This window comes from Pseudomonas protegens, from assembly GCF_003363755.1.
Taxonomy (GTDB): domain Bacteria; phylum Pseudomonadota; class Gammaproteobacteria; order Pseudomonadales; family Pseudomonadaceae; genus Aquipseudomonas; species Aquipseudomonas danubii.
The window spans coordinates 1,580,701-1,603,491 of record NZ_CP031396.1; the positions used below are offsets into that span (position 1 = coordinate 1,580,701).

Sequence of the window (22,791 nt, forward strand, 5' to 3'; positions counted from 1 at the left end):
CAGGCGAGTTACACCAGGTGCAAGGCGGTCAGCAGCATGTCGATCAGCTTGATCCCGACAAAGGGCACCACGATCCCACCCACACCGTAGATCAGCAGGTTGCGCCGCAGCAGGTGGGCGGCACTGGCGGCCTGGACCCTGACCCCGCGCAACGCCAGAGGGATCAGCACCACGATGATCAGGGCGTTGAATACGATCGCCGAGAGAATCGCGCTCTGCGGGCTGGTCAGGTGCATGATGTTGAGCACGCCCAGCTGTGGATAAATCGCTGCGAACAGCGCTGGCAGAATGGCGAAGTACTTGGCGACATCGTTGGCGATGGAAAAGGTGGTCAGGGCGCCACGGGTCACCAGCAGCTCCTTGCCGATCTGCACCACATCCAGCAGCTTGGTCGGATCACTGTCCAGGTCGACCATGTTGGCCGCCTCGCGAGCCGCCTGAGTGCCGTCGTTCATCGCCATGCCGACATCGGCCTGGGCCAGCGCCGGGGCGTCGTTGGCACCGTCGCCGCACATCGCCACCAGGCGTCCGTCGTTCTGCTCGTGACGGATGCGCGCCAGTTTCTTTTCCGGCGTGGCTTCGGCCAGTACGTCGTCGACCCCGGCTTCAGCGGCGATGGCGGCAGCAGTCAGCGGGTTGTCGCCGGTCACCATGACAGTGCGAATCCCCAGCTTGCGCAACTCGGCGAAACGCTCGCGGATACCCGGCTTGACCACATCCTTGAGGTGAATGGCCCCAAGCATCCGGCCTTCGCCGCACACCAGCAGTGGAGTACCACCGCTCTGGGCGATCTTGTCGATTTCCCGGGACAGGGCCGGCGCCAGGTCGCTGCGTTTGAGGCCAACAAAGTTCAGCACCGAATCCACCGCCCCCTTGCGATAGATCCGGCCCTGGTAATCGACGCCGGACAGGCGGGTTTCCGCACTGAATGGCACGGCGGTCAAGACTTCAGGAGCCGGTTCAGGTTGTGGATAAAGCTCCCGCAAGTACTCGACGATGGATTTGCCTTCGGCAGTGTCATCCGCCAGTGAAGCCAGCAATGCTGCTTCGGCCAGCTCACGAGCGTTCACGCCGGGAGCCGGATGAATGGCGCTGCAACGACGGTTGCCGAAGGTGATGGTGCCGGTCTTGTCCAGCAACAACACATGCACATCCCCCGCGGCCTCCACCGCACGCCCGGATTTGGCGATCACATTGAGGCGTACCAGACGATCCATCCCGGCAATGCCGATGGCCGACAGCAGGCCGCCGATGGTGGTGGGAATCAGGGTCACCAATAACGCCACCAGGAACACCAGCGGCAGGCTGCCATTGGCAAAGTGGGCGAAGGGCTGCAGGGTCACCACCACCAGCAGGAAGATCAGGGTCAGGCCGATCAGCAGGATATCCAGGGCCACTTCGTTGGGCGTCTTCTGCCGCTTGGCACCTTCCACCAGGGCGATCATGCGATCCAGGGTCGACTCGCCGGGATTGCTGGTGATGCGCACCAGCAGCCAGTCGGAAACCAGCCGGGTGTTGCCGGTCACCGCTGAGCGATCGCCACCGGACTCGCGGATCACTGGCGCCGACTCACCGGTGATCGCCGCCTCGTTGACCGCGGCAATGCCCTCGATCACCTCGCCGTCCCCCGGGATCATTTCCCCGGCTTCAACCCGCACCACATCGCCTTTGCGCAGGTTGATCGCCGGCACCACCTGATAGGTGCCCTCGCTGGTGCGACGGCGAGCACTCAAGCCTTCGCTGCCGGCCTTGAGGCTGTCGGCCCGGGCCTTGCCACGGCCCTCTGCCAGAGCTTCGGCAAAGTTGGCGAAAAGCACGGTAAACCACAGCCAGAGGGCTATCTGTGCCGCGACGAACGTCGATACCGAGGTATCCGGCACGAAACACAGCACAGTGGTCAGGATTGCCGTCAACTCCACCACCAACATCACCGGCGAACGTTGCAACTGGCGAGGGTCGAGCTTGACGAAGGCCTGAATCAGCGCCGGGCGCCACAGAGCAGAGATCGCGGTACTCGAAGATTCGGCCTGGGTGCGCTTGGCCTTGGCGGCCGAGTCAACAGCCTTGTTCGAGGCAGGAACATGCATATTCATCATCAGGTCCTCAGAAGCCCATGCTCAAGTGTTCAGCGATTGGGCCCAACGCCAGGGTCGGCAGGAAAGTCAGGCCGCCCACCAGCAAAATGGTCACGGTCAACAAGGCCACGAACAACGGGCCGTGAGTGGGAAAGCTGTTCTGGCCGATGGGGGCGGGCTTCTTCAGCCCCAGGCTGCCAGCCAGGGCCAGCACCGGCAGGATGTAGCCGAAACGTCCAATCAGCATGCCCAGGCCCAGCATCAGGTTATGGAAGGGGGTGTTGGCACTGAAGCCACCGAAGGCCGAGCCGTTGTTGGCGCTGGCTGAGGTGTAGGCATACAGCAACTGGCTGAAACCGTGAGGCCCTGGATTGCTGATGGCTCCGGCCGGGCCAGGCAGGCTGGCGGCCAGGGCACCGAGAACGAGGACGCCAATGGGCATGACCATCAGGGTCACTACCAGCAATTGCACTTCCTTGGCCTGAAGCTTCTTGCCCAGGTATTCCGGGGTGCGACCGATCATCAACCCGGCGAGAAATACCGCGATCAGTACGTTCAACAGCATGCCGTAGAGACCCGCGCCGACACCGCCGAAGATCACCTCCCCCACCATCATGTTGATCAGCGCCACCATGCCGCTCAAAGGATTCAGGCTGTCATGCATGCCGTTCACCGAGCCATTGGACGCGGCCGTAGTGGTCACCGACCAGAGCACCGTGGCAGTGGTGCCCAAGCGCGCTTCCTTGCCTTCCAGAGGTGCCGCCTGCTCCACCGCAGCATTCTGCAACGCCGGATTGGGTTGATACTCCGCCCACAGCGAGGTGGCACCGCCAATCAGGAACAGGGCAAACATGCAGGCAATGATCGCGCGGCTCTGGCGCAGATCCTTGACGTAGTGGCCGAAAGTGAACACCAGGGCCACGGGAATCAAGATGATCGACACCAGCTCGAACAGGTTGCTCCAGGCACTGGGGTTCTCGAACGGGTGAGCCGAGTTGACACCGAAGAAGCCACCACCATTGGTGCCCAACTGTTTGATGGCGATCTGGCTCGCCGCCGGGCCCAGCGGAATCACCTGGTCGTTACCTTGCAGGGTCAGGGCATCCACGTAGTGGGCAAAGGTCTGGGGCACGCCCTGCCAGACCAGGAACAACGCCAGCAGCAGACTCAGCGGCAGCAAGCCATAGAGAGTCGCGCGGGTCATGTCGACCCAGAAGTTGCCCAAGGTGCGCACCGAACGCCGGCCAATGCCGCGGCACAAGGCAACCAGCACCGTCAGCCCGGTAGCAGCGCTGACAAAGTTCTGCACGGTCAGGCCGACCATCTGGCTGAGGTAGCTCAGGGAGGCCTCACCACTGTAGGACTGCCAGTTGGTATTGGTCATGAAACTGACGGCGGTGTTGAACGCCTGGGTCCATTCCTGTCCCGGAAGATTCTGCGGGTTGAGTGGCAGATACCCCTGGAACAGCAGGATGGCAAACAGCAGGACAAACCCCGCCAGGTTGAAGGCCAACAAGGCCAGGGTGTATTTCTGCCAACTCTGCTCGTCTTGTGGGTCGACCCCGGAAATCCGGTAGCACGCACGCTCCACCGGCCCCAGGACCGGGGTCAGCCAGGTGCGCTGGCCTTCCATGACCTTGTAGTAGAAACGTCCCAGCCAGGGCGCGGGCAGCAGCACCAGGGCAAAGAAGGCGAGGAGCAGCCAATAGTCATAACTGTGCATAACCGCAGCTCCTAGTTCCGATCCGCGCGCAGCAGCGCAACCAGTAGATAAACGAACAGGCCCACTGCCAGCAGCAATGACACCGCGTCCAGAATGTTCATGGAATGTCTCCGAGGTACGGCGATTGCCGCGAATGCAGCCATTGTCCGCAGGGTGCCTGTAAAGGAACGAGATCGACGGGGTGGGAGGCCCATAAAGAAAGCGTAAAGACTGGCTTTATGCGGCGTTTACCTGGGCAGTTGGAAGACGACAGCGGCTGCCCCCATGCTCCCCCTGCCCCAATCGAAGGCACCGGGATGCACCAGACTGATATCGATCGACGACAAAAACCTGGAAAACATCCTCGATACGACCGCTTTCCTGGCTTTACGACGGTCGCCACGAGACTGGCATGGGCGCTGCACAGGCCAGTCCCGAGCACTTCCAACCGTTCAGGGAGCAACTGATGAACACACAACTCAAGCCCACTCTGGGCACGCTGCATTTATGGGGTATCGCGGTCGGTCTGGTGATTTCCGGGGAATACTTCGGCTGGAGCTATGGCTGGGGCGTGGCCGGAACCCTTGGTTTCCTCGTGACCTCTTTACTGGTCGCCACCATGTATACCTGCTTTATATTCAGTTTCACCGAGCTGACCACGGCCATTCCCCATGCAGGAGGCCCCTTTGCCTACAGCCGACGCGCCTTTGGCGAGAAAGGCGGCTTGATTGCCGGGTTGGCCACTTTGATCGAATTCGTCTTTGCGCCACCGGCGATTGCCCTGGCCATTGGCGCCTACCTGAATGTGCAGTTTCCGGCGCTGGACCCCAAGCATGCCGCCGTGGGGGCCTACCTCGTCTTCATGGGCCTGAACATCCTCGGGGTAAAACTGGCGGCTACCTTCGAACTGGTGGTGTGCGTACTGGCGGTGGCAGAGCTACTGGTATTCATGGGCGTGGTAGCACCGGCCTTCAGCTTCAGCAATTTCGCCCTCAACGGCTGGGCCGGAGCCGACACCTTCGGAGCCCCTGCGATTGCCGGGATGTTCGCCGCCATCCCCTTCGCCATCTGGTTCTTCCTGGCCATCGAGGGTGCGGCCATGGCCGCCGAAGAAGCCAAGGACCCCAAACGCACCATTCCCAAGGCCTACATCAGCGGCATTCTGACCCTGGTACTGCTGGCCATGGGGGTGATGTTCTTCGCTGGCGGAGTGGGTGACTGGCGCACCCTGGCCAATATCAACGACCCGTTGCCACAGGCGATGAAAGCCGTGGTGGGCGACAGTTCCGGCTGGCTGCACATGCTGGTGTGGATCGGCCTGTTTGGCCTCGTGGCCAGCTTCCACGGGATCATCCTCGGCTATTCGCGGCAGTTCTTTGCCCTGGCTCGTGCCGGCTATCTGCCAGCATCCCTGGCCAGGCTGTCACGTTTCCAGACGCCACACCGGGCGATCATCGCCGGCGGCCTGATCGGTATCGCCGCGATCTACAGCGATGGCCTGATCAACCTGGGCGGCATGACCCTGACCGCCGCAATGATCACCATGGCGGTATTCGGCGCCATCGTGATGTACATCATGAGCATGCTCAGCCTGTTCAAACTGCGCCGGACCGAACCGGACCTGCCACGCAGCTTCCGCGCCCCGGGCTACCCGCTGGTACCCGCCATCGCACTGGCACTGGCGCTGGTGTGCCTGGTGGCCATGGCCTGGTTCAACGCGCTGATTGGCCTGATCTTCCTCGGCTTCATGGTGCTGGGTTTCATTTACTTTCAGCTCACCGCACAACTGCGGGCCGATGCCCCGGCGGATGCCATGCTCACCGGTCTGTAAGCATCGGGCACTACTAGCCAGAACAATCAGGCATACAATGGAACCAGTGCGAAACGCTTTAACTCAAAGCATTACAGGCAGTCCCGAGGGCGAACCTTCGTCCTCGGGAAACTGCCGTTCAAGGAGAGCCCTATGCCCTGGTATGCCTGGTTGATTCTGGTGGTTGCTATCGGTTCGATCGTCGGCGGCTTGATGATGCTGCGCGACACCGCCCACAAGGTGGAACTGACTGATGAGCAACGTAAACGCGTAGCCGAACGCAACGCAGAAATGGATGCCAAAGAAGCGCAGGATCGTTAATCCCATCAGCCCTTTCGTCCTGCATTGAAGGGACTGCTCAAGGCCCTACTTTTCCCATTCGGCCTTGGCGATGTGCAAGCCGTGCTGACCTTTGTAGGCCGCCCGCTCCGGCTGGCTCCAGCCTTCAAGCAGTGACTCTTCGAGACGATAGATCTCCACTCCCAGTGGCCGGCAAACACTCAAGGGGTCCTGAGCCTCGGGGCCCCACATCGGCAAGGACAGATCGCCCCCCGGGCAGGTCGACAGTGCACACAGCAGGTCGATTTCGGCAAAAAACTCCAGATAGTCGCCCTTTTGCGCCGGACAGGCCTTCATGAAATACATGTCGTCATGATTAAGGCCGGTGCACTGAAAGATATTCAATACGTCATGCACGTCGAATTCGGTGAGGCCATGGGGCAGAACCGCCCGTGTCAGATTGGAGTGACAGTGATGATGAAAATCCTCGCCTGTGAGCATTCGGTTCACATAGGGATCGCAACGGGTACCCAATAAATCGTGCAGGCGCCCGCCATGCTCGTCGATACCATAATTCGCCAGGCTGTCATCGGTGATCGTGACCAGCGGCCGCAAGAAAGGCAGGTTCGACCAGAGCCGGTCATGGGTGCTGACATGGGCGCCCTGCAACTGCCGGGTACGTGCAGCCCATAGGCGTTCTCGCGGGTCATTGGCATTCCAGACGTTGAAGTCTCCCACTTGCGGGCCTACGGGTGTGGTCACTCGAAACACATGACCGGCGGGCACCTTCCAGGCCCGGCCCGTACGAATCGGCACCTCGAACTGCTCGATCAGCGTACGTTGTGCCCGGTTATCACGGATACGTTCATAAAAGGTCGTATCCACCTGCAGCGCCGAGCCTTTGCTGACCTGATAAGCCGCTGGATAGTCTTTGTACATGGGTATCGCCCTCACTCAGTGACGCAAGGATTGACTGAACATGTTCAGCAGCAGGCGCTCGGAGTCGTCCAGATATGCCTCCATTGCCTCGCCGGCGCGGGCTTTGTCACCCTCCACCAGCCATTGGTGAATCTGCCGGTCACGAACCAGCCAGGGCGCCTGGAACAACGCTTCATCCGGCGCGGCGCAAAACACCAGACGCAATTGCGCGACTACATTGGTGAAAAACTCATCGAACAAGGAAGAATCCAGTAGCCTTACCACCTGCTGATGAAAGCGCAAACCATGGGTCCCGACAGCACGCCAGTCCTCGCGATCTCGGGCCAATTGGGCCGCCTCGATGGCGTCGAGCATACGATCAGCCTGGCACTCGCTCAGCGGCTTTGCACTGGCGATCGCCTGCAACTCCAGAGTCCGACGTACCCGGAACAGATCCTTTACCTCATCGCTGCTCAGGCGTCTGACCACCACGCCTTTATAACGGACATAGTGGGTCAACCCCTCCTGGCCCAAGCCGTGCAACGCTTCACGTATGGTGTTGCGCGAAGCGTTGTAGGTGCTGACCAGCTCGCTCTCTACCAACGGCATGCCAGGCAACAGGCGACCACCGATAATGTCGGCACGCAGTTCCACCCTGATCTGGTCCGCAAGGGATAAACCGTTGCTCATGGCAACACCTCGAGATTGTTCAACAATTCGTGATCAAACTTTAATCACTTATCGTGCCAATTCCTGAGGGTCCTGCAAACACTCGCCCTACCTGTCGGAACGCTGTAAATACGCAAAACACCCACTGATAAGTAGGGGCGTGATCTGATGATCCTTGGTTAAAATAGCGCTCTAGTTGTGGAGGTTTCTCAAATGCGTTATTCAGCAGACCATAAAGCCCAGACACATCAACGCATTATCAAAGAAGCTTCGGAACGTTTTCGTCGTGATGGAATAGGGGGAACGGGATTACAACCACTGATGAAGGCACTGGGCCTGACCCATGGCGGTTTCTACTCCCACTTCAAGTCCAAGGATGAGCTGGTAGAAGAAGCCCTTTGCGCAGTTGCCCAAGACCTGGACGCCCACTGCGCAACTCTGTTCGCACAAGAACAGCCCTTGCAGGCGTTTATCGACAACTACCTTTCCGAGTGGCATCGCAGCTCACCCCATCAAGGTTGCCCACTACCAACCATGAGCTCGGAACTCGGCCAGCGCGGCCAACCCAGCCCCACCACCGATGCAGTGCTCAATGCCAGACTTGCCCAAGTGGAAGCGACTCTGGAAGGTGAAAATAAGGCGCAACGCAGCCTGATGATCATGTCGACCCTGGTGGGAGCGTTGATGCTCTCGCGCAGCGTGGAAAGTCCTGAACTGGCGGTACAGATACTGGAGGTCGTCAGTGAGGGCCTGAAGAAACAGGAGCAGGAATAATACAACCCGCTCCATGGGCCGCCTTAATTGGAACGCGCGGCGGCACTGTTCCTGGAAAGATTGGGCCCCAAGGCCAGGCGCGCGGCTACCAGTGCTTGCCAGTCCGCCGGAGCGGGAAACGAAGGTAGCGTGATCAACTCTCTCTGGTCGAAACCACTCGATGCCGCGTCCACCATCTCAGTCGCCTCAATCACCATCTCTAGGGGGATGGCCTTAGCCTCCAAGCCTGAACGCTCCCATATCTCGGTACAAGTAACGCCAGGCAAGCTCCCCTGAGCCTGAACGTCATTGCCTTTCAACTCAGCCGGCAGTGACTGAGTCAGGCTTAGCACGTAAGCCTTGGCGGCACTGTAAGTCGCATTGAAACGCTCCGGGATTAACGCGACCACTGAGACAATTTTGATGATCGCCCTGCGCCCGACCGCGAAAAAACTCGTCGCGGCCGCTCCTGACAATCTTGAAAGTAATGGACGCCTCCGATTGGAACATCCGGAGAGCGAAAAATATTACATGCACAATACTCTTGCAGCACCATGAAAAAATTGCCTGTTGATTGAGATTCATGGCTAGGCACCAAACCCGCCCGAAATACAGAAGGCCGGTCACTGACCGACCTTCGATTGCTACTTGATCAAGTCAGTTGACGACGAGCTTGTCTCGATTGCGCTCCAGGATAGTCTTGCCGATCCCCTTGACCTCAAGCAGTTCATCCACCGAAGCAAAGGGACCATTCTCTTCACGATAAGCGACAATCGCCTTGGCCTTGGCCTCGCCAATTCCAAATAGCTCGCGCTGCAGGACAGCCATATCGGCGGTATTGAGGTTGATTTTGCTGACTTGAGGCGTTGCCTGCTCCACTGCCTCAGGAGCAACAACCTGCGCCTTGACAGCAGGCGCTGCTTGAGCTGCAAGCGAAAGGCTGGCTAGAACGGCAAAGATCAGCGAGGAGAGATAAGAGTTACGCATAGTGACGCTCCATGACATCGAGTAAGGAAAACAGCTTTTCCGAAGCTGCCTTCCAAACCTAGGTGATGCCGCAGGCAAGTCAAAAGCAGGAGGGTTACCGGTTGTGTAGATTCAAGGCTTGAGACGCCGCTGTTGATAAACCCAGTCGACGATTTCACCGTCCGGGGTATAACCACTCACCGTCTCACGAAGCAGTTGTCGAACTCTTGCATAATCATCTAACTCAAGCGCTGCAAGGAGTTCGCTGAGCTTGGCCTTAAGCAAATCCCAAGACAGATGATCCTCATTGGCGCTCATGATCATTGGGTGTTGAGTCGCCACTACGTTGTCGCCAATCAGCAACTCTTCGTAAAGCTTTTCACCAGGACGAAGGCCGGTAAACTCGATAGCGATATCGCCATGAGGATTTTTTTCCGAGCGTATGCTCAGCCCGGAGAGATGAATCATCTTTTCCGCCAACTCGACGATTTTCACCGGCTCACCCATATCCAGCACAAAAACATCACCGCCCTGCCCCATCGATCCAGCCTGGATAACCAACTGAGCAGCTTCCGGAATAGTCATGAAATAGCGCGTAATCTTCGGATGAGTGACCGTCAGCGGACCACCTGATTTGATCTGTTTGCGAAACAGTGGAATGACTGAGCCTGAAGAGCCCAATACATTACCGAAACGCACCATGGTGAAACGGGTTTTATTTACCCTTGAAATATTTGAAGAGTCATTGAATAACACTGGCGCGACTTCTTTGCTCAACGCCTGCAGAGTAAGTTCCGCCAAACGCTTGGTACTGCCCATTACGTTAGTTGGGCGAACAGCCTTATCAGTAGAAATCAGTACAAAATTAGCCACACCGGATTGCAAAGCGGCCTGCGCCGTGTTGAGCGTACCCATCACATTATTAAGTACACCTTCAGCAATATTATGCTCAACCATCGGTACATGCTTATAAGCAGCAGCATGATAAACCGTCTCGACACTCCAGGTTTTCATGACAGATAACAGCTTTTCGTAATTACGCACGGAGCCTAGAATAGGGAGCAATTTTACAATACGAGCCTCCCGCGACACACGCAGTTCAAGCTCAGACAAAATACTGTAGAGATTGAACTCGCTATGATCGAGCAGAATCAGAGCAGTGGGGCCCAAGGACAAAATCTGTCGGCAAAGCTCAGATCCAATAGATCCGCCGGCACCTGTCACCAGAATAGTTTTCCCTTTTATACAGTGCGCCAACAAATCGCCTTGAGCAGGTACAGAGTCACGCCCAAGCAAGTCCGCAATGTCCACTTCTTGAATGTCATCAACCTTCACTCGCCCACTGGCCAAATCCATAAAGCCAGGAACACTTCGAACATGAAGGGGAAAACCTTCCAGATAACCCAGAATCTCTCTTCGGCGACTACGAGTGGACGAAGGGATAGCAAGAAGTATCTCTTCTGCATCTGTCTCGTCAATCATCTGTTGTAAATGCTTGGGTTTGTATACTTGTAGTCCGGCGATCATCCGGTCAGCGATACTGCTGTCATCATCAATAAATGCCACCGGCCGCATCAGTCGTCCCAATCGCAACGCTGCAACCAGTTGATTACCTGCCGCCCCCGCGCCATAAATGGCTACCTTGGGTAAACCATCATCCCGATTGGTGAAGGGCACATGCTGGGCTGCAGTGAACCAATCCCCCAGAAAGTACTGGCGCATAGCGAGCCTGAGCCCACCGATCATCACCATACTCAACCACCAATAGTTGAACACAATTGAGCGTGGCACTACTGTTTGGTGATTGCTATACAGATAAACGACCAAGGCAAGAATCAAGGCAGACAACGTCACAGCCTTAACTATTGCTATGAGGGCATCGTTACCAAAATAGCGCATCACTGCACGATACATCCCGAACCGTACAAACAAAGGTATGGCAACGATGGGTGCGCTAGCAAAGAGCCAGAAATGCACGACAAACGGATTGTTTAGGTCATCAAAACCCAGCCTGACGACAAACGCCATCCACAACGCAGCCCACACTAACAAAATATCGGTGATGACTTGCAGGACTCGCTTCTGTCGGCGTGGAAGCTTTAACAGACATGTTCGTATTGTATCCATAATCGCTTTTTCGAATCCCGGCCCCTAGCCTCGATCTATCTTACACACTGATGTGGAGCATTCATTTGCCTACTCCTGACATCGAGCCCTGTCAACCGGCTTTCTCCAGCTCTCCCGCATGAAACCTTATAGCAAGGAGCACCAAAGGCACATAAGCCAATACCATGCCCATACTACCATCCAAGTCGAATAGCCCCACGCACATAGCAATTGGCAGCAGCCAAAATACGTTAATCGCCATAACCGCCAGAGTCACCGGCAGATGTCGACCAAATTGGCGAGAGGCAAATTGATAAGCATGGCTGCGATGAGCTTCATAAACTTTATCTCCACGTAACAATCTACGAGTCAGAGTAAAAGTCGAATCAACAATGAATACTCCAAGAAGAATCAACCAAACCCAAAGAAAACGTGAAGAGGTCCAAGCAGCCTGGACTGAAAACAAACCCAAAATAAGCCCGAGAAAACCACTGCCCGCATCACCCATAAAAATTCGTGCAGGGGGGAAATTCCAATAAAGAAACCCAAGTACTGCCGCTGCTAATAGTAGCGGCACCCAGATCAAAGATACGTCTCCAGACAACCAATAAATAACGCATGCACCAAGACATGCGCTCACTGCCTGCACACTGGCTATTCCATCAATACCATCCATAAAGTTATATAGATTAAGCATCCAGACCAAATAGAAAACAGTGAAAAAATGGCCAACCCATGAAAGGTTGAAGTCCATTCCTAGCAACTTTACAGGGGGCAAGCCACCCAGCCACGCTAACGCCCAAATCGAGGCAGAAAAATGAGCAAGTAGCCTCCAACGTGCAGCTATATGTCCGTGATCATCCAGAAAGCCAATCACCGCAATAAGCGCACCAGCCCCCCATAGAGCCCAAATATACGGCCAAGGCACATCAACAAGAAAAGTCAGAAGAGGGCTGGCCACAAGAAAGCTCAAAACAATTGCAACGCCCCCCCCTCTAGGGGTAGGTACCGAGTGAGAACTACGATTATTGGGAATATCCATCAGGCTGCGGGCAAGCGCATAACGACGTAGCACCCAAGTCAACAAAAGCGAAATGCCGAGCACCGCCAACATCAACCACCAGATTGCCATGTATATTTTTCCCTAATTCCAAACTAGAGAGCAAGCACAACTAGAACTGCTCAACCTAAAAAATGAAAGCCTCTTGAAAAACACTCCTGACAAGCATGAGGATTCAGGAATGACTATCAATAAAATGCTTGGCGGTAAGACCAATCGCGACATCTACAGTTATAGGCGGACTCCACCCCAGCAACTCGCGATTCTTCTCTATATCAACTTGAAGCGAGCCGCACAATCGTTGAGACAACGATTTTTTCCCCAACATAGCAGCACCAAACTTCAAAACGCCACTCGGCACAGGTAACAAGCGAGCACTTTTCCCCAATGCTGCGCCCATTTTCTCGAGCAATACAGTTGTTGATAGATCATCACCATCGCTAACCAGAAATGTTTGATTTGCGGCTTTGGGATGATCAATACAAGTAACAATAAAATCTACCAAGTTACCCAACGCAACTAAACTGCGGCGATTGTATATAGCACCAAAAGGCAAAGGAATTCCTTTATACAACCATTTCATCATACTCAAGAAATTCGCCTTAACCCCGGGGCCATAAACAAGCGTAGGCCGAATGATCACAACCTCCATTCCAGTTTGTGATGCTATGGTCATAAGCCCCTTTTCCGCTTCCATCTTGGAAATTCCGTAGGGATCCACCGGAGCCGGCTCAATATCTGCAGTGTAGGGTTCATCAAGTGACGTTTCCTCACCGTTGACTTTTATGGAACTAATGAATATGAACCGATGCACCCCTCTTTGCGCAGCTTGTCGCGCAAGATTCAGCGTTCCGTCAACATTAACTTTTCGAAACTCAGCGAGTGGATCAAGAGAGGAATCATGCATTACATGGACACGAGCAGCCGCGTGTATTACGACATCACAATCCAACAGGGCCTGAGCCCAGTCCGTAAAGCCATCAATCTGATCAATCTGAGCAGTGATCGTAGAGGATATCAACCCTTGCACTGGCTTACGTATTGCCAAGGTTAGCTTCTGAGTTGAGATTTTAGACAAGCATTCATGAACAGCTCCTCCCACAAAACCGGATGCTCCTGTCAAAAGGATCCTGTTCATTTCCTACTGTACCTTCTTGAACTGGCGCTACAGGGTAGTATCTGAAGCGCTCGAAAAACGACATTATGCACTTATAGAGCCCTGATGAACCATAATCCAATATCAAAAAAGCCCGCGATTTATAATTGCTAATGCCACAACCTCACAAAAATACAAGCCCAAAAAAACCACCAACTATAAAACTCATAAAAAACAATCTAGCAACACAAAAAAAACACTTTATAAACACTAAAAACCATATAAAAAATTTTCGCTAACAAGTGCTCAGCAAGATAAACTAAAGAAACTCTTCTTTAGTAAAATCAGAAAAACGGTGAATCCTTAGTTTACAGGCTTAGAGCCCATCTCCTTCCTCTTCATTTACCCGATCGCGAAGCTCCTTACCCGGTTTAAAATGGGGCACAAATTTTCCATCCAGGCTAACTGACTGACCAGTTTTTGGGTTCCGACCTACCCGAGGAGCGCGATAGTGAAGCGAGAAGCTGCCAAATCCTCGAATTTCAATCCGATCCCCAGTAGCCAGACACTGGGACATTTGCTCAAGCATAGTCTTGATAGCCAACTCGACATCCTTGGATGACAGCAGCCCTTGATGGGTGACAATTCGTTCGATCAACTCCGACTTCGTCATATTTTTCCCTTCTTTTTCAAGCAGCTAGGTCAGTGCTCAAAAGGTTTTAGCATGCTCTGAAGGTTTTGAACAGCCCAAGAACTGCGTAGCTAGCACAAACTCCTTTTGCCAGTGATAGAGACGCAGAGATGTAAACTCAGGCCTTTCTATCGACACATCACGAGCATCGTACGCGTGAGGTACCCCGCCGGATTCCAGCCGAAGGGATAATCTCCCTCCTCGTCCTTGGTGTCGCTCGACTTAGTGATGATTTTGTAACCAACGGCCTTACATTCGCTCGCAGCACGCCTGTAGCACTGCCCCCAATCCGCTCCCAAACCTGAACAATCGATCTCAATACCACTGACCCCACGAACAGCATGAGTCTTTACATTGGTCGCACAACCAACCAACAAAAGAACCAAAACAATCATAACCAGCCTGCTCATGCTCTTCCTTATAGCAGCCCCTGCTGCTCGAATGATGCACATCCAAGGCAAAGCCTAGCTCCGAATATGCAGCCGGCCACCTAAGAAAGAGACAGCTCACGGTACATGTTGGTTTCCCTTGCGGAGAACTCTCAAACTAACGATTTTGGAGCAAAAAAAAGAGCGACCGAAGTCGCCCTTTTTATGGTCTGACAGAACTTAGTTCTGCTTTTCCATCTGTGCACGCAGCAGGTCGCCCAGAGTGGTAGGACCAGCAGCGATATCCGAAGCAGCTGGCTTGTCGCGCAGGCTCTGGATAGCTTCTTTCTCGTCTTCAACGTCTTTCGACTTGATCGAGAGCTGGATTACACGGCTCTTACGGTCAACGCTGATGATCTTGGCTTCAACTTCTTCGCCTTCTTTCAGAACGTTACGCGCATCTTCGATGCGGTCGCGGCTGATTTCGGAGGCTTTCAGAGTAGCTTCGATATCGTTAGCCAGGGTGATGATGGCGCCTTTGGCGTCAACTTCTTTTACAACACCCTTAACGATTGCGCCTTTGTCGTTCTCTTGAACGTACTCGGAGAACGGATCGCTTTCCAGTTGCTTGATACCCAGGGAGATACGCTCGCGCTCTGGGTCAACCGACAGGATAACGGTGTCCAGTTCGTCGCCCTTCTTGAAGCGACGTACGGCTTCTTCGCCCACTTCGTTCCAGGAGATGTCGGACAGGTGAACCAGACCGTCGATGCCGCCGTCCAGACCAATGAAGATACCGAAATCGGTGATCGACTTGATGGTGCCGGAGATCTTATCACCCTTGTTGAACTGGCCAGAGAAGTCTTCCCACGGGTTGGACTTGCACTGCTTGATGCCGAGGGAGATACGACGACGCTCTTCGTCGATGTCCAGAACCATAACTTCCACTTCGTCGCCGACTTGTACGACTTTCGAAGGGTGGATGTTCTTGTTGGTCCAGTCCATTTCCGAAACGTGCACCAGGCCTTCCACGCCTTCTTCCAGCTCAGCGAAGCAGCCGTAGTCGGTCAGGTTGGTTACACGAGCGGTAACGCGGGTGCTTTCTGGGTAACGAGCCTTGATAGCAACCCATGGATCTTCGCCCAGTTGCTTCAGGCCCAGGGAAACACGATTGCGCTCGCGATCGTACTTCAGAACCTTGACATCGATCTCGTCGCCAACGTTGACGATTTCGGAAGGATGCTTGATACGCTTCCAAGCCATGTCAGTGATGTGCAGCAGGCCATCGACGCCGCCCAGATCAACGAATGCGCCGTAGTCGGTGAGGTTCTTGACGATACCTTTGACTTGCTGACCTTCCTGCAGGGATTCCAACAGAGCTTCACGCTCAGCGGAGTTCTCGGCTTCGAGGACGCTACGACGGGAAACGACAACGTTGTTGCGTTTCTGGTCGAGTTTGATGACTTTAAACTCGAGCTCTTTGCCTTCCAGGTGCGTAGTGTCGCGCACTGGACGGACGTCAACCAGAGAACCTGGCAGGAACGCACGGATGCCGTTAACGTCGACTGTGAAGCCGCCTTTAACCTTACCGTTGATAACGCCCTTGACCACTTCTTCGGCTGCGAAGGCTGCTTCCAGAACGATCCAGCATTCAGCGCGCTTGGCTTTTTCACGGGAGAGCTTGGTTTCACCGAAACCGTCTTCAACCGAATCCAGAGCAACGTGAACTTCATCACCAACATTGATGGACAGTTCGCCAGCATCGTTGTAGAACTGCTCAAGCGGGATCAGTGCCTCAGACTTCAGACCAGCGTGAACGGTTACCCAACGCGCTTGGTAGTCGATGTCGACGATAACACCGGTGATGATGGAGCCTGCCTGAAGGTTCAGGGTTTTTAGGCTTTCTTCAAAGAGTTCCGCAAAGCTTTCGCTCATTTTAATTCCTGTTGATAAGGGCGAAGAATACGCCCATCTGCCACATCCCAGACAATGTGGGTTACGTTCATATAAAAGAAAGATCGCAGGACTATGACTGGTCCCCCGCGATCCTCCTTGTTCACCCGGCGATATCGCGGATGGCGATCTCACTCAAGATGCGTTGCAACACCTGATCGATGGACAACTCCGTGGAATCCAGCTGTATGGCGTCGGCCGCCGGCTTGAGCGGGGCTACCGCTCGCTGGGTGTCGCGCTCGTCGCGCGCACGTATCTCATCTAGCAGACTCGACAGACTAACACCATCGACTTTTCCCTTCAACTGCAAGTAACGCCGACGGGCACGCTCCTCGGCACTGGCAGTCAGGAAAATCTTCAATGGCGCATCAGGAAACACCACGGTGCCCATGTCGCGACCATCCGCAACCAGGCCCGGCGGCTCTTGGAATGCACGCTGACGCTGTAACAAGGCGTCACGCACAGCCGGCAGCGCTGCCACTTGAGACGCCCAGGCTCCAACCTGCTCATTGCGCAGGTCGTCGGTCACATCATCGCCCTCGAGGATGATCCGCTGTGGATGATTTTCAGTGGCGCCGAGAAACTGCACATCCAGATGAGCTGCCAACAACTTCAGCGACTCTTCGTTAGTCAGGTCAACGCCATGATTGCGTGCGGCGAAAGCCAGCAGCCGGTAAAGAGCCCCGGAATCCAGCAGGCACCAACCCAGATGCTTGGCCAGCTTGCCAGCAATGGTGCCTTTACCTGAACCACTTGGCCCATCAATGGTGATCACGGGCGCCTTGATATTCACGACTGAGCCTCTTGCGCGACACGAATCCCCACCTGCGCGCACAACGCAAGAAAGTTCGGGAACGAGGTAGCAACGTTCGCACAGTCGTGGATACGAATCGGCGCATTGGCACGCAACGAAGCAACGCTGAATGCCATGGCGATACGGTGATCACCATGACCGTGCACTTCACCGCCCCCAATCTGGCCACCCTCAATAATGATGCCGTCAGGAGTTGGCTCACACTTGACTCCCAAGGTCAGCAAGCCATCAGCCATTACCTGGATACGATCGGACTCCTTGACCCGCAGCTCTTCCGCACCACGCAGCACAGTACGCCCTTCGGCGCAGGCGGCAGCTACGAATAGCACAGGGAATTCGTCGATCGCCAATGGCACCAACTCTTCAGGAATCTCGATCCCCTTGAGCTTGGCAGCACGCACATGCAAATCGGCAACCGGCTCACCGCCGACTTCGCGCTGGTTTTCCAGACGAATATCAGCGCCCATGAGGCGCAGGATATCTATCACGCCAGTACGGGTCGGGTTGATTCCCACATGCTCCAGCACCAACTCAGAGCCTTCGGCGATGGAAGCAGCTACCAGGAAGAACGCCGCAGAAGAAATGTCTGCCGGGACTTCGATATGAGTTGCCTTGAGCTTACCGCCCGACTCAACCGATGCAGTTGCACCGTCAACACTCACCGGGTAGCCAAAACCACGCAGCATACGCTCAGTATGGTCGCGGGTCGGTGCTGGCTCTGTGACTGTGGTCTTCCCCTCAGCATACAAGCCAGCCAGCAGCAGACAGGACTTAACCTGGGCACTGGCCATTGGCAAGGTGTAGGTCAGCCCTTTGAGCTTGTGACCACCACGAATCACCATTGGCGGGCGACCCTCGGCCGCTGTCTCGATCACCGCACCCATTTCCCGCAGCGGGTTGGCCACGCGATTCATCGGACGCTTGGACAGCGAGGGGTCCCCCGTGAGGGTGCTGTCGAAGCTCTGCGCAGCCAGCAGACCGGAGAGCAGGCGCATCGAAGTGCCGGAGTTACCCAGATAGATCGGGCCCGGCGCTGGCTTCAAGCCATGCAGACCCACACCATGAATAGTCACACGCCCATGGTGCGGACCTTCAATGACCACCCCCATATCGCGGAAGGCCTGCAGCGTCGCCAGAGCATCCTCACCCTCGAGAAACCCCTCGACTTCGGTGGTGCCCTCAGCCAGGGAGCCAAGCATGATCGAACGGTGGGAAATCGATTTGTCGCCCGGTACACGAATCCGCCCAGACAGGCGGCCACCAGGATTTGCCAGGAAAATCAGATCGTTGGAGTTCATAGCGTCCACATAGGCCCGGCGGGCCAGGATTTTACCGAAATGCTCGCGGGCAACCCGGGCGCGAGTGAATACGCCCAACAACTGATGCCCGTCCCCTGCATTGACCGCGTCGCGCAAGGCGTCGAGATCGTTGCGAAATGTATCGAGTGTGCGCAGAACTGCTTCGCGGTTGGCGAGGAAGATGTCGTGCCACATGACCGGGTCGCTGCCGGCGATTCTCGTGAAATCGCGGAACCCGCCCGCAGCGTAACGGAAGATATCGAGATTTTCACTGCGCTTAGCCAGGGAGTCGACCAGACCAAATGCCAGTAAGTGCGGCAGGTGACTGGTCGCTGCCAGAACTTCGTCGTGGCGCTCGACCTGCATGTGCTCGACATCAGCCCCCAACTCACGCCAAAGCTTGTCGACCAGATCCAGCGCGGCAGGATCGGTTTGCTCCAGAGGCGTCAGGATCACCTTGTGACGACGGAACAACTGCGCATTGGAGGCTTCGACGCCGCTCTGCTCGGAGCCGGCAATAGGATGCCCCGGGACGAACCGAGCTGGCATACCCGCAAAGGCCGCCTGCGCCGCACGCACCACATTACCCTTGGCACTGCCAACATCGGTCAGCACCGCCGCCCCCAAATCCATGCCAGCCAACATTGCCAGCAGTTTTTCCATGGCCAGGATCGGTACCGCGAGTTGAATCACATCGGCCCCCTGGCAAGCCAGAGCCAAGTCTTCCTCACAGCGATCCACTACCCCCAGCTCAACCGCCAACTGGCGGGACTGCGGATCCAGATCGACACCGACCACTTCGCGACATACACCACTTTCGCGCAACCCCTTGGCAAAGGAGCCACCAATCAACCCCAGGCCGATCACTACCAGGCGACCGATCATAGGCACAGCAGATTGCATTGGAATGACATCAACCACGGGCCAGAACCTTGGCCAAAGCCTCAAGGAAGCGAGTATTTTCCGCAGGCAAGCCAATGGTGACGCGCAAATGGTTCGGCATGCCGTAGTTAGCCACCGGACGCACAATCACACCTTCACGCAACAACCCCTGGAACACTGGCGCAGCTTCACGCCCCAGATCCACGGCGATGAAATTGCCCTTGGAAGGGATCCAGCTCAACCCCAGATCGCGGAAACCCGCCTCCAGCTGCTGCATGCCCGACTCATTCAGTCGACGGCTCTCAGCCAGGTAATCCTCGTCCAGCAAGGCGGCACAGGACGCCGCCAAAGCCAGGCTGTTGACATTGAATGGCTGACGCACCCGATTCAGCACATCCGCCACCACCGGGGTCGAGAGACCATAACCAACCCGCAAGGCCGCCAGACCATAGGCCTTGGAAAAGGTCCGTGACACCAGCAGGTTCGGGTAGGCTGCCAGAAAGTCCAGACCGTCAGGCAGGTCACTGCCTTCGGCATACTCGATATAGGCCTCATCCAGCACTACCAGCACATGGGCAGGCACGTCCTGAAGAAACTCATCCAGCGCCTCGGCACTGAACCATGTCCCTGTCGGGTTGTTCGGATTAGCGATGAACACCACACGGGTCTGCTCATCAATCGCCTGGAGCATGGCCGGCAAATCGTGCCCCCAGTTGTTGGCGGGAATTACTTTTGCCTGGGCACCGACTGCCTGGGTCACGATGGGGTAGACGGCAAACGCGTGTTCACTGAACACGGCATTCAGGCCTGGCGCCAGATAGGCGCGAGCCACCAACTCCAGAATGTCGTTGGAACCGTTACCCAGGGTTACCTGCTGGATCTCCACACCACAGCGCTCGGCCAACAGGGACTTGAGAGCAAAGCCGTTGCCATCAGGGTAACGGGTCAGCTCCGCCAGCTCGTCACGAATCGCTGCTAGCGCCTTGGGGCTGGCGCCCAGCGGGTTTTCATTACTCGCCAGCTTGACGATAGTGGCCGGATCGATGTCCAGCTCACGAGCCAATTCGTCCACGGGCTTGCCCGGAACGTAAGGCGAAAGTTGTTGCACGCCTGGTTGTGCCAGTGCGAGGAAGTCGCCACTCATTGTTAAAGCCTCAGAGAACCGCTTTCGGGTAGGAACCCAGCACCTTGAGTGCCACTGCTTCCTGACTGATCTTCTCCAGCACATCCTTGATCAACGGATCACGGTGGTGGCCAACGAAGTCGATGAAGAACACATAGGTCCATTTGCCGCTGCGCGAGGGTCGGGTCTCGATGCGCGTCAGGTCGATGCCGTTGTCGTGGAACGGCACCAGCAGCTCGTGCAACGCACCGGGCTTGTTGCTCATGGAGACAATGATCGAGGTCTTGTCGTCGCCAGTCGGCGGCACTTCCTGATTACCGATCATCAAGAAGCGCGTGGAGTTGTCCGGACGATCCTCGATTTTCTCTGCCAGTCGCGTCAGGCCATACAGACCCGCTGCCATATCGCCGGCGATAGCCGCCGAATTCCATTCGCCCTTGACCCGTTTGGCCGCCTCAGCGTTGCTGGACACCGCCACGCGCTCGACATTCGGATAATGGGCGTCCAGCCACTTGCGGCACTGGGCCAGGGACTGGGCATGGGAATAGATACGGCTGATGCTGTCGGTCTTGGTGTTCTCGCCTACCAGCAGATGGTGGTGGATACGCAGCTCGACTTCGCCGCAGATCACCATATCGTGTTCGAGGAAGCTGTCGAGGGTATGGTTGACCGCGCCCTCGGTGGAGTTTTCCACCGGCACCACGCCGAAATTAACCGCACCGGCCGCCACTTCGCGGAACACTTCGTCGATCGCCGCCATCGGCTTGCTGATCACTGCATGACCGAAATGCTTCATGGCCGCAGCCTGGGTGAAAGTGCCTTCGGGACCGAGATAAGCCACCTTCAGCGGCTGCTCCAGCGCCAGGCACGAAGACATGATTTCGCGGAACAAACGCGCCATCTCTTCATTGCCCAGCGGCCCCTGGTTGCGCTCCATCACCCGCTTGAGCACCTGAGCCTCGCGCTCGGGACGATAGAACACAGGCACTTCGCCTTCTGCCAGGGAAGCCATCTTCACCCGGGCAACTTCCTGGGCACAGCGCGCACGCTCACTGATCAACTCCAGGACCTTCTCGTCCAGAGCATCAATGCGCAGGCGCAGGGCCTTGAGTTCTTGCTCAGACATCAGCCGTGTTCCTTCTCGAACTCCGCCATGTAGGCTACCAGCGCATTGACTGCGTTGATGTCCACGGCGTTGTAGATGGAGGCGCGCATGCCGCCCACCGAGCGATGGCCCTTGAGGTTGAGCAGGCCACGAGCCTCGGCGCCAGCCAGGAACGGCTTGTCCAGGCGATCGTCGGCCAGGCGGAACGGCACGTTCATCCACGAGCGGTCGGACTTGTTGATCGGGTTGCTGTACAGGCCGCTGGCATCGATGAAGCCATACAGGGTGCGCTGCTTGACTTCGTTGAGCTTGGCGATGGCTTCCACCCCGCCCTGCTCCTTCAGCCATTCGAACACCAGGCCGGACAAGTACCAGGCCAGGGTCGGCGGCGTGTTGTACATCGAGCCGTTATCCGCAGCGACCTTGTAGTCGAGCATGGTCGGGCACAGGGAACGGGCACGCCCCAGCAGGTCTTCGCGAATGATGTTCACCAGGATGCCGCTAGGACCGATGTTCTTCTGCGCGCCGGCGTAGATCATGCCGAAACGGGAGATATCCACAGGGCGCGAGAGGATGTCGGAAGACATGTCGGCCACCAGGGGAACATCGCCGGTTTCTGGAATCCAGCTGAACTCCAGGCCACCAATGGTTTCGTTCGGCGCGTAATGCACATAGGCGGCGTCCTTCGACAGCTGCCATTCGTTCTGGCCGGGAATTGCAAAGTAGTCATAAGGCTTGGCAGTGGCCGCGACATTGACCTGACCGTAGCGGGAAGCCTCTTCGATGGCTTTCTGCGACCAGATACCGGTGTCGATGTAGTCAGCCTTGCCGCCTTCTGGCAGCAGGTTCAGTGGAATCTGGGCAAATTGCTGGCTGGCGCCGCCTTGCAGAAACAGCACTTTATAGTTCGAGGGGATATTCAGCAGATCACGCAGATCCTGCTCGGCCTTGGTGGCAATGGAGACGAATTCATCACTGCGATGACTCATCTCCATGACCGACAGGCCCTTGCCATGCCAATCCAGCAATTCGGCCTGGGCACGCAACAGGACAGCTTCAGGTAGCGCAGCGGGACCTGCGCAGAAGTTATAGGCTCGTTTGCTCACATCCACTCTCGCTATGC

Annotated in this window: 20 protein-coding genes and 1 pseudogene; 3 read left to right on the plus strand and 18 right to left on the minus strand. The window is 56.1% G+C overall.

Annotated features, from left to right (window positions below; translation table 11 throughout):
• Positions 1-8: 8 nt before the first annotated feature.
• Genes kdpB through kdpF form a run of 3 tightly spaced genes read right to left on the minus strand, consistent with a single transcriptional unit; the run spans position 9 to position 3,899 of the window.
• Positions 9-2,093: a potassium-transporting ATPase subunit KdpB gene (kdpB, locus tag DWF74_RS06695; protein ID WP_102880457.1), complete on the minus strand. Its 2,085-nt coding sequence runs from the start codon at positions 2,091-2,093 to the stop codon at positions 9-11.
• A 10-nt stretch (positions 2,094-2,103) separates the two neighbouring features.
• The gene (gene kdpA, locus DWF74_RS06700) at positions 2,104-3,798 is read right to left on the minus strand and encodes a potassium-transporting ATPase subunit KdpA (protein WP_115580644.1); all 1,695 of its coding nucleotides are present in this window, start codon (positions 3,796-3,798) and stop codon (positions 2,104-2,106) included.
• 11 nt (positions 3,799-3,809) lie between these two features.
• On the minus strand, positions 3,810-3,899 hold the full coding sequence (gene kdpF, locus DWF74_RS06705; protein WP_016964080.1) for a K(+)-transporting ATPase subunit F: 90 nt from the start codon (positions 3,897-3,899) through the stop codon (positions 3,810-3,812).
• Between the two features lie 344 nt (positions 3,900-4,243).
• On the opposite strand from kdpF, the gene eat reads away from it, so the two are divergent.
• Positions 4,244-5,608 (plus strand): ethanolamine permease, encoded by a 1,365-nt coding sequence (gene eat, locus DWF74_RS06710; RefSeq protein ID WP_110594591.1) that lies wholly within the window; start codon positions 4,244-4,246, stop codon positions 5,606-5,608.
• 132 nt (positions 5,609-5,740) lie between these two features.
• The gene (locus tag DWF74_RS06715; RefSeq protein ID WP_020796133.1) at positions 5,741-5,908 is read left to right on the plus strand and encodes a DUF2897 family protein; all 168 of its coding nucleotides are present in this window, start codon (positions 5,741-5,743) and stop codon (positions 5,906-5,908) included.
• Between the two features lie 45 nt (positions 5,909-5,953).
• Here DWF74_RS06715 and DWF74_RS06720 read toward each other — a convergent pair whose 3' ends face one another.
• Together DWF74_RS06720 and DWF74_RS06725 are read right to left on the minus strand one after the other, a co-directional pair.
• A complete protein-coding gene (locus DWF74_RS06720) occupies positions 5,954-6,805 on the minus strand; it encodes an urea carboxylase-associated family protein (RefSeq protein WP_102860868.1) in 852 nt (283 codons plus the stop codon).
• A 15-nt stretch (positions 6,806-6,820) separates the two neighbouring features.
• Positions 6,821-7,474 (minus strand): GntR family transcriptional regulator, encoded by a 654-nt coding sequence (locus DWF74_RS06725; RefSeq protein WP_115580645.1) that lies wholly within the window; start codon positions 7,472-7,474, stop codon positions 6,821-6,823.
• 192 nt (positions 7,475-7,666) lie between these two features.
• Here DWF74_RS06725 and DWF74_RS06730 point away from each other — a divergent pair, with 192 nt between their 5' ends.
• Positions 7,667-8,227 (plus strand): TetR/AcrR family transcriptional regulator, encoded by a 561-nt coding sequence (locus tag DWF74_RS06730; protein WP_115580646.1) that lies wholly within the window; start codon positions 7,667-7,669, stop codon positions 8,225-8,227.
• Positions 8,228-8,250: 23 nt separating this feature from the next.
• Here DWF74_RS06730 and DWF74_RS06735 read toward each other — a convergent pair.
• From DWF74_RS06735 to serC, 13 genes and pseudogenes are all read right to left on the minus strand, one after another.
• Positions 8,251-8,691 (minus strand): annotated as a pseudogene (locus tag DWF74_RS06735) (SDR family NAD(P)-dependent oxidoreductase); the annotation flags it as partial.
• 172 nt (positions 8,692-8,863) lie between these two features.
• Positions 8,864-9,193 (minus strand): ComEA family DNA-binding protein, encoded by a 330-nt coding sequence (locus DWF74_RS06740; RefSeq protein ID WP_115580647.1) that lies wholly within the window; start codon positions 9,191-9,193, stop codon positions 8,864-8,866.
• Positions 9,194-9,304: 111 nt separating this feature from the next.
• A complete protein-coding gene (locus tag DWF74_RS06745) occupies positions 9,305-11,299 on the minus strand; it encodes a polysaccharide biosynthesis protein (RefSeq protein WP_115580648.1) in 1,995 nt (664 codons plus the stop codon).
• 91 nt (positions 11,300-11,390) lie between these two features.
• On the minus strand, positions 11,391-12,410 hold the full coding sequence (locus DWF74_RS06750; protein WP_115580649.1) for an MraY family glycosyltransferase: 1,020 nt from the start codon (positions 12,408-12,410) through the stop codon (positions 11,391-11,393).
• Positions 12,411-12,513: 103 nt separating this feature from the next.
• A complete protein-coding gene (locus tag DWF74_RS06755; RefSeq protein ID WP_115580650.1) occupies positions 12,514-13,476 on the minus strand; it encodes a UDP-glucose 4-epimerase family protein in 963 nt (320 codons plus the stop codon).
• 334 nt (positions 13,477-13,810) lie between these two features.
• Positions 13,811-14,107 carry an integration host factor subunit beta gene (gene ihfB / locus DWF74_RS06760; RefSeq protein WP_072442827.1) on the minus strand — a complete coding sequence of 99 codons (297 nt, stop codon included), beginning with the start codon at positions 14,105-14,107 and terminating at the stop codon, positions 13,811-13,813.
• 146 nt (positions 14,108-14,253) lie between these two features.
• Positions 14,254-14,535 carry a hypothetical protein gene (locus DWF74_RS30615; RefSeq protein WP_115580651.1) on the minus strand — a complete coding sequence of 94 codons (282 nt, stop codon included), beginning with the start codon at positions 14,533-14,535 and terminating at the stop codon, positions 14,254-14,256.
• Between the two features lie 198 nt (positions 14,536-14,733).
• The gene (gene rpsA, locus DWF74_RS06770; RefSeq protein ID WP_007931318.1) at positions 14,734-16,428 is read right to left on the minus strand and encodes a 30S ribosomal protein S1; all 1,695 of its coding nucleotides are present in this window, start codon (positions 16,426-16,428) and stop codon (positions 14,734-14,736) included.
• 121 nt (positions 16,429-16,549) lie between these two features.
• Positions 16,550-17,239 carry a (d)CMP kinase gene (cmk, locus tag DWF74_RS06775; protein WP_011062580.1) on the minus strand — a complete coding sequence of 230 codons (690 nt, stop codon included), beginning with the start codon at positions 17,237-17,239 and terminating at the stop codon, positions 16,550-16,552.
• Positions 17,236-19,443: a bifunctional prephenate dehydrogenase/3-phosphoshikimate 1-carboxyvinyltransferase gene (locus DWF74_RS06780; protein WP_115580652.1), complete on the minus strand. Its 2,208-nt coding sequence runs from the start codon at positions 19,441-19,443 to the stop codon at positions 17,236-17,238. The genes cmk and DWF74_RS06780 overlap by 4 nt, the downstream gene beginning before the upstream one ends.
• A 28-nt stretch (positions 19,444-19,471) precedes the next feature.
• Complete coding sequence (gene hisC, locus DWF74_RS06785) at positions 19,472-20,584, minus strand: histidinol-phosphate transaminase (protein WP_102860849.1); 1,113 nt, start codon at positions 20,582-20,584, stop codon at positions 19,472-19,474.
• Positions 20,585-20,594: 10 nt separating this feature from the next.
• A complete protein-coding gene (gene pheA, locus DWF74_RS06790; protein ID WP_016964092.1) occupies positions 20,595-21,689 on the minus strand; it encodes a prephenate dehydratase in 1,095 nt (364 codons plus the stop codon).
• Positions 21,689-22,774, minus strand: coding sequence for a 3-phosphoserine/phosphohydroxythreonine transaminase (gene serC, locus DWF74_RS06795; RefSeq protein ID WP_102880987.1), 1,086 nt, complete (start codon positions 22,772-22,774; stop codon positions 21,689-21,691). The genes pheA and serC overlap by 1 nt, the downstream gene beginning before the upstream one ends.
• Between the last annotated feature and the right edge of the window lie 17 nt (positions 22,775-22,791).

Coding starts and splice junctions, on each gene's coding strand:
- kdpB (WP_102880457.1), bottom strand. CDS start 2,093: ATGAATATGCATGTTCCTGCCTCGAACAAGGCTGTTGACTCGGCCGCC.
- kdpA (WP_115580644.1), bottom strand. CDS start 3,798: ATGCACAGTTATGACTATTGGCTGCTCCTCGCCTTCTTTGCCCTGGTG.
- kdpF (WP_016964080.1), bottom strand. CDS start 3,899: ATGAACATTCTGGACGCGGTGTCATTGCTGCTGGCAGTGGGCCTGTTC.
- eat (WP_110594591.1), top strand. CDS start 4,244: ATGAACACACAACTCAAGCCCACTCTGGGCACGCTGCATTTATGGGGT.
- DWF74_RS06715 (WP_020796133.1), top strand. CDS start 5,741: ATGCCCTGGTATGCCTGGTTGATTCTGGTGGTTGCTATCGGTTCGATC.
- DWF74_RS06720 (WP_102860868.1), bottom strand. CDS start 6,805: ATGTACAAAGACTATCCAGCGGCTTATCAGGTCAGCAAAGGCTCGGCG.
- DWF74_RS06725 (WP_115580645.1), bottom strand. CDS start 7,474: ATGAGCAACGGTTTATCCCTTGCGGACCAGATCAGGGTGGAACTGCGT.
- DWF74_RS06730 (WP_115580646.1), top strand. CDS start 7,667: ATGCGTTATTCAGCAGACCATAAAGCCCAGACACATCAACGCATTATC.
- DWF74_RS06740 (WP_115580647.1), bottom strand. CDS start 9,193: ATGCGTAACTCTTATCTCTCCTCGCTGATCTTTGCCGTTCTAGCCAGC.
- DWF74_RS06745 (WP_115580648.1), bottom strand. CDS start 11,299: ATGGATACAATACGAACATGTCTGTTAAAGCTTCCACGCCGACAGAAG.
- DWF74_RS06750 (WP_115580649.1), bottom strand. CDS start 12,410: ATGGCAATCTGGTGGTTGATGTTGGCGGTGCTCGGCATTTCGCTTTTG.
- DWF74_RS06755 (WP_115580650.1), bottom strand. CDS start 13,476: ATGAACAGGATCCTTTTGACAGGAGCATCCGGTTTTGTGGGAGGAGCT.
- ihfB (WP_072442827.1), bottom strand. CDS start 14,107: ATGACGAAGTCGGAGTTGATCGAACGAATTGTCACCCATCAAGGGCTG.
- DWF74_RS30615 (WP_115580651.1), bottom strand. CDS start 14,535: ATGAGCAGGCTGGTTATGATTGTTTTGGTTCTTTTGTTGGTTGGTTGT.
- rpsA (WP_007931318.1), bottom strand. CDS start 16,428: ATGAGCGAAAGCTTTGCGGAACTCTTTGAAGAAAGCCTAAAAACCCTG.
- DWF74_RS06780 (WP_115580652.1), bottom strand. CDS start 19,443: ATGATCGGTCGCCTGGTAGTGATCGGCCTGGGGTTGATTGGTGGCTCC.
- hisC (WP_102860849.1), bottom strand. CDS start 20,584: ATGAGTGGCGACTTCCTCGCACTGGCACAACCAGGCGTGCAACAACTT.
- pheA (WP_016964092.1), bottom strand. CDS start 21,689: ATGTCTGAGCAAGAACTCAAGGCCCTGCGCCTGCGCATTGATGCTCTG.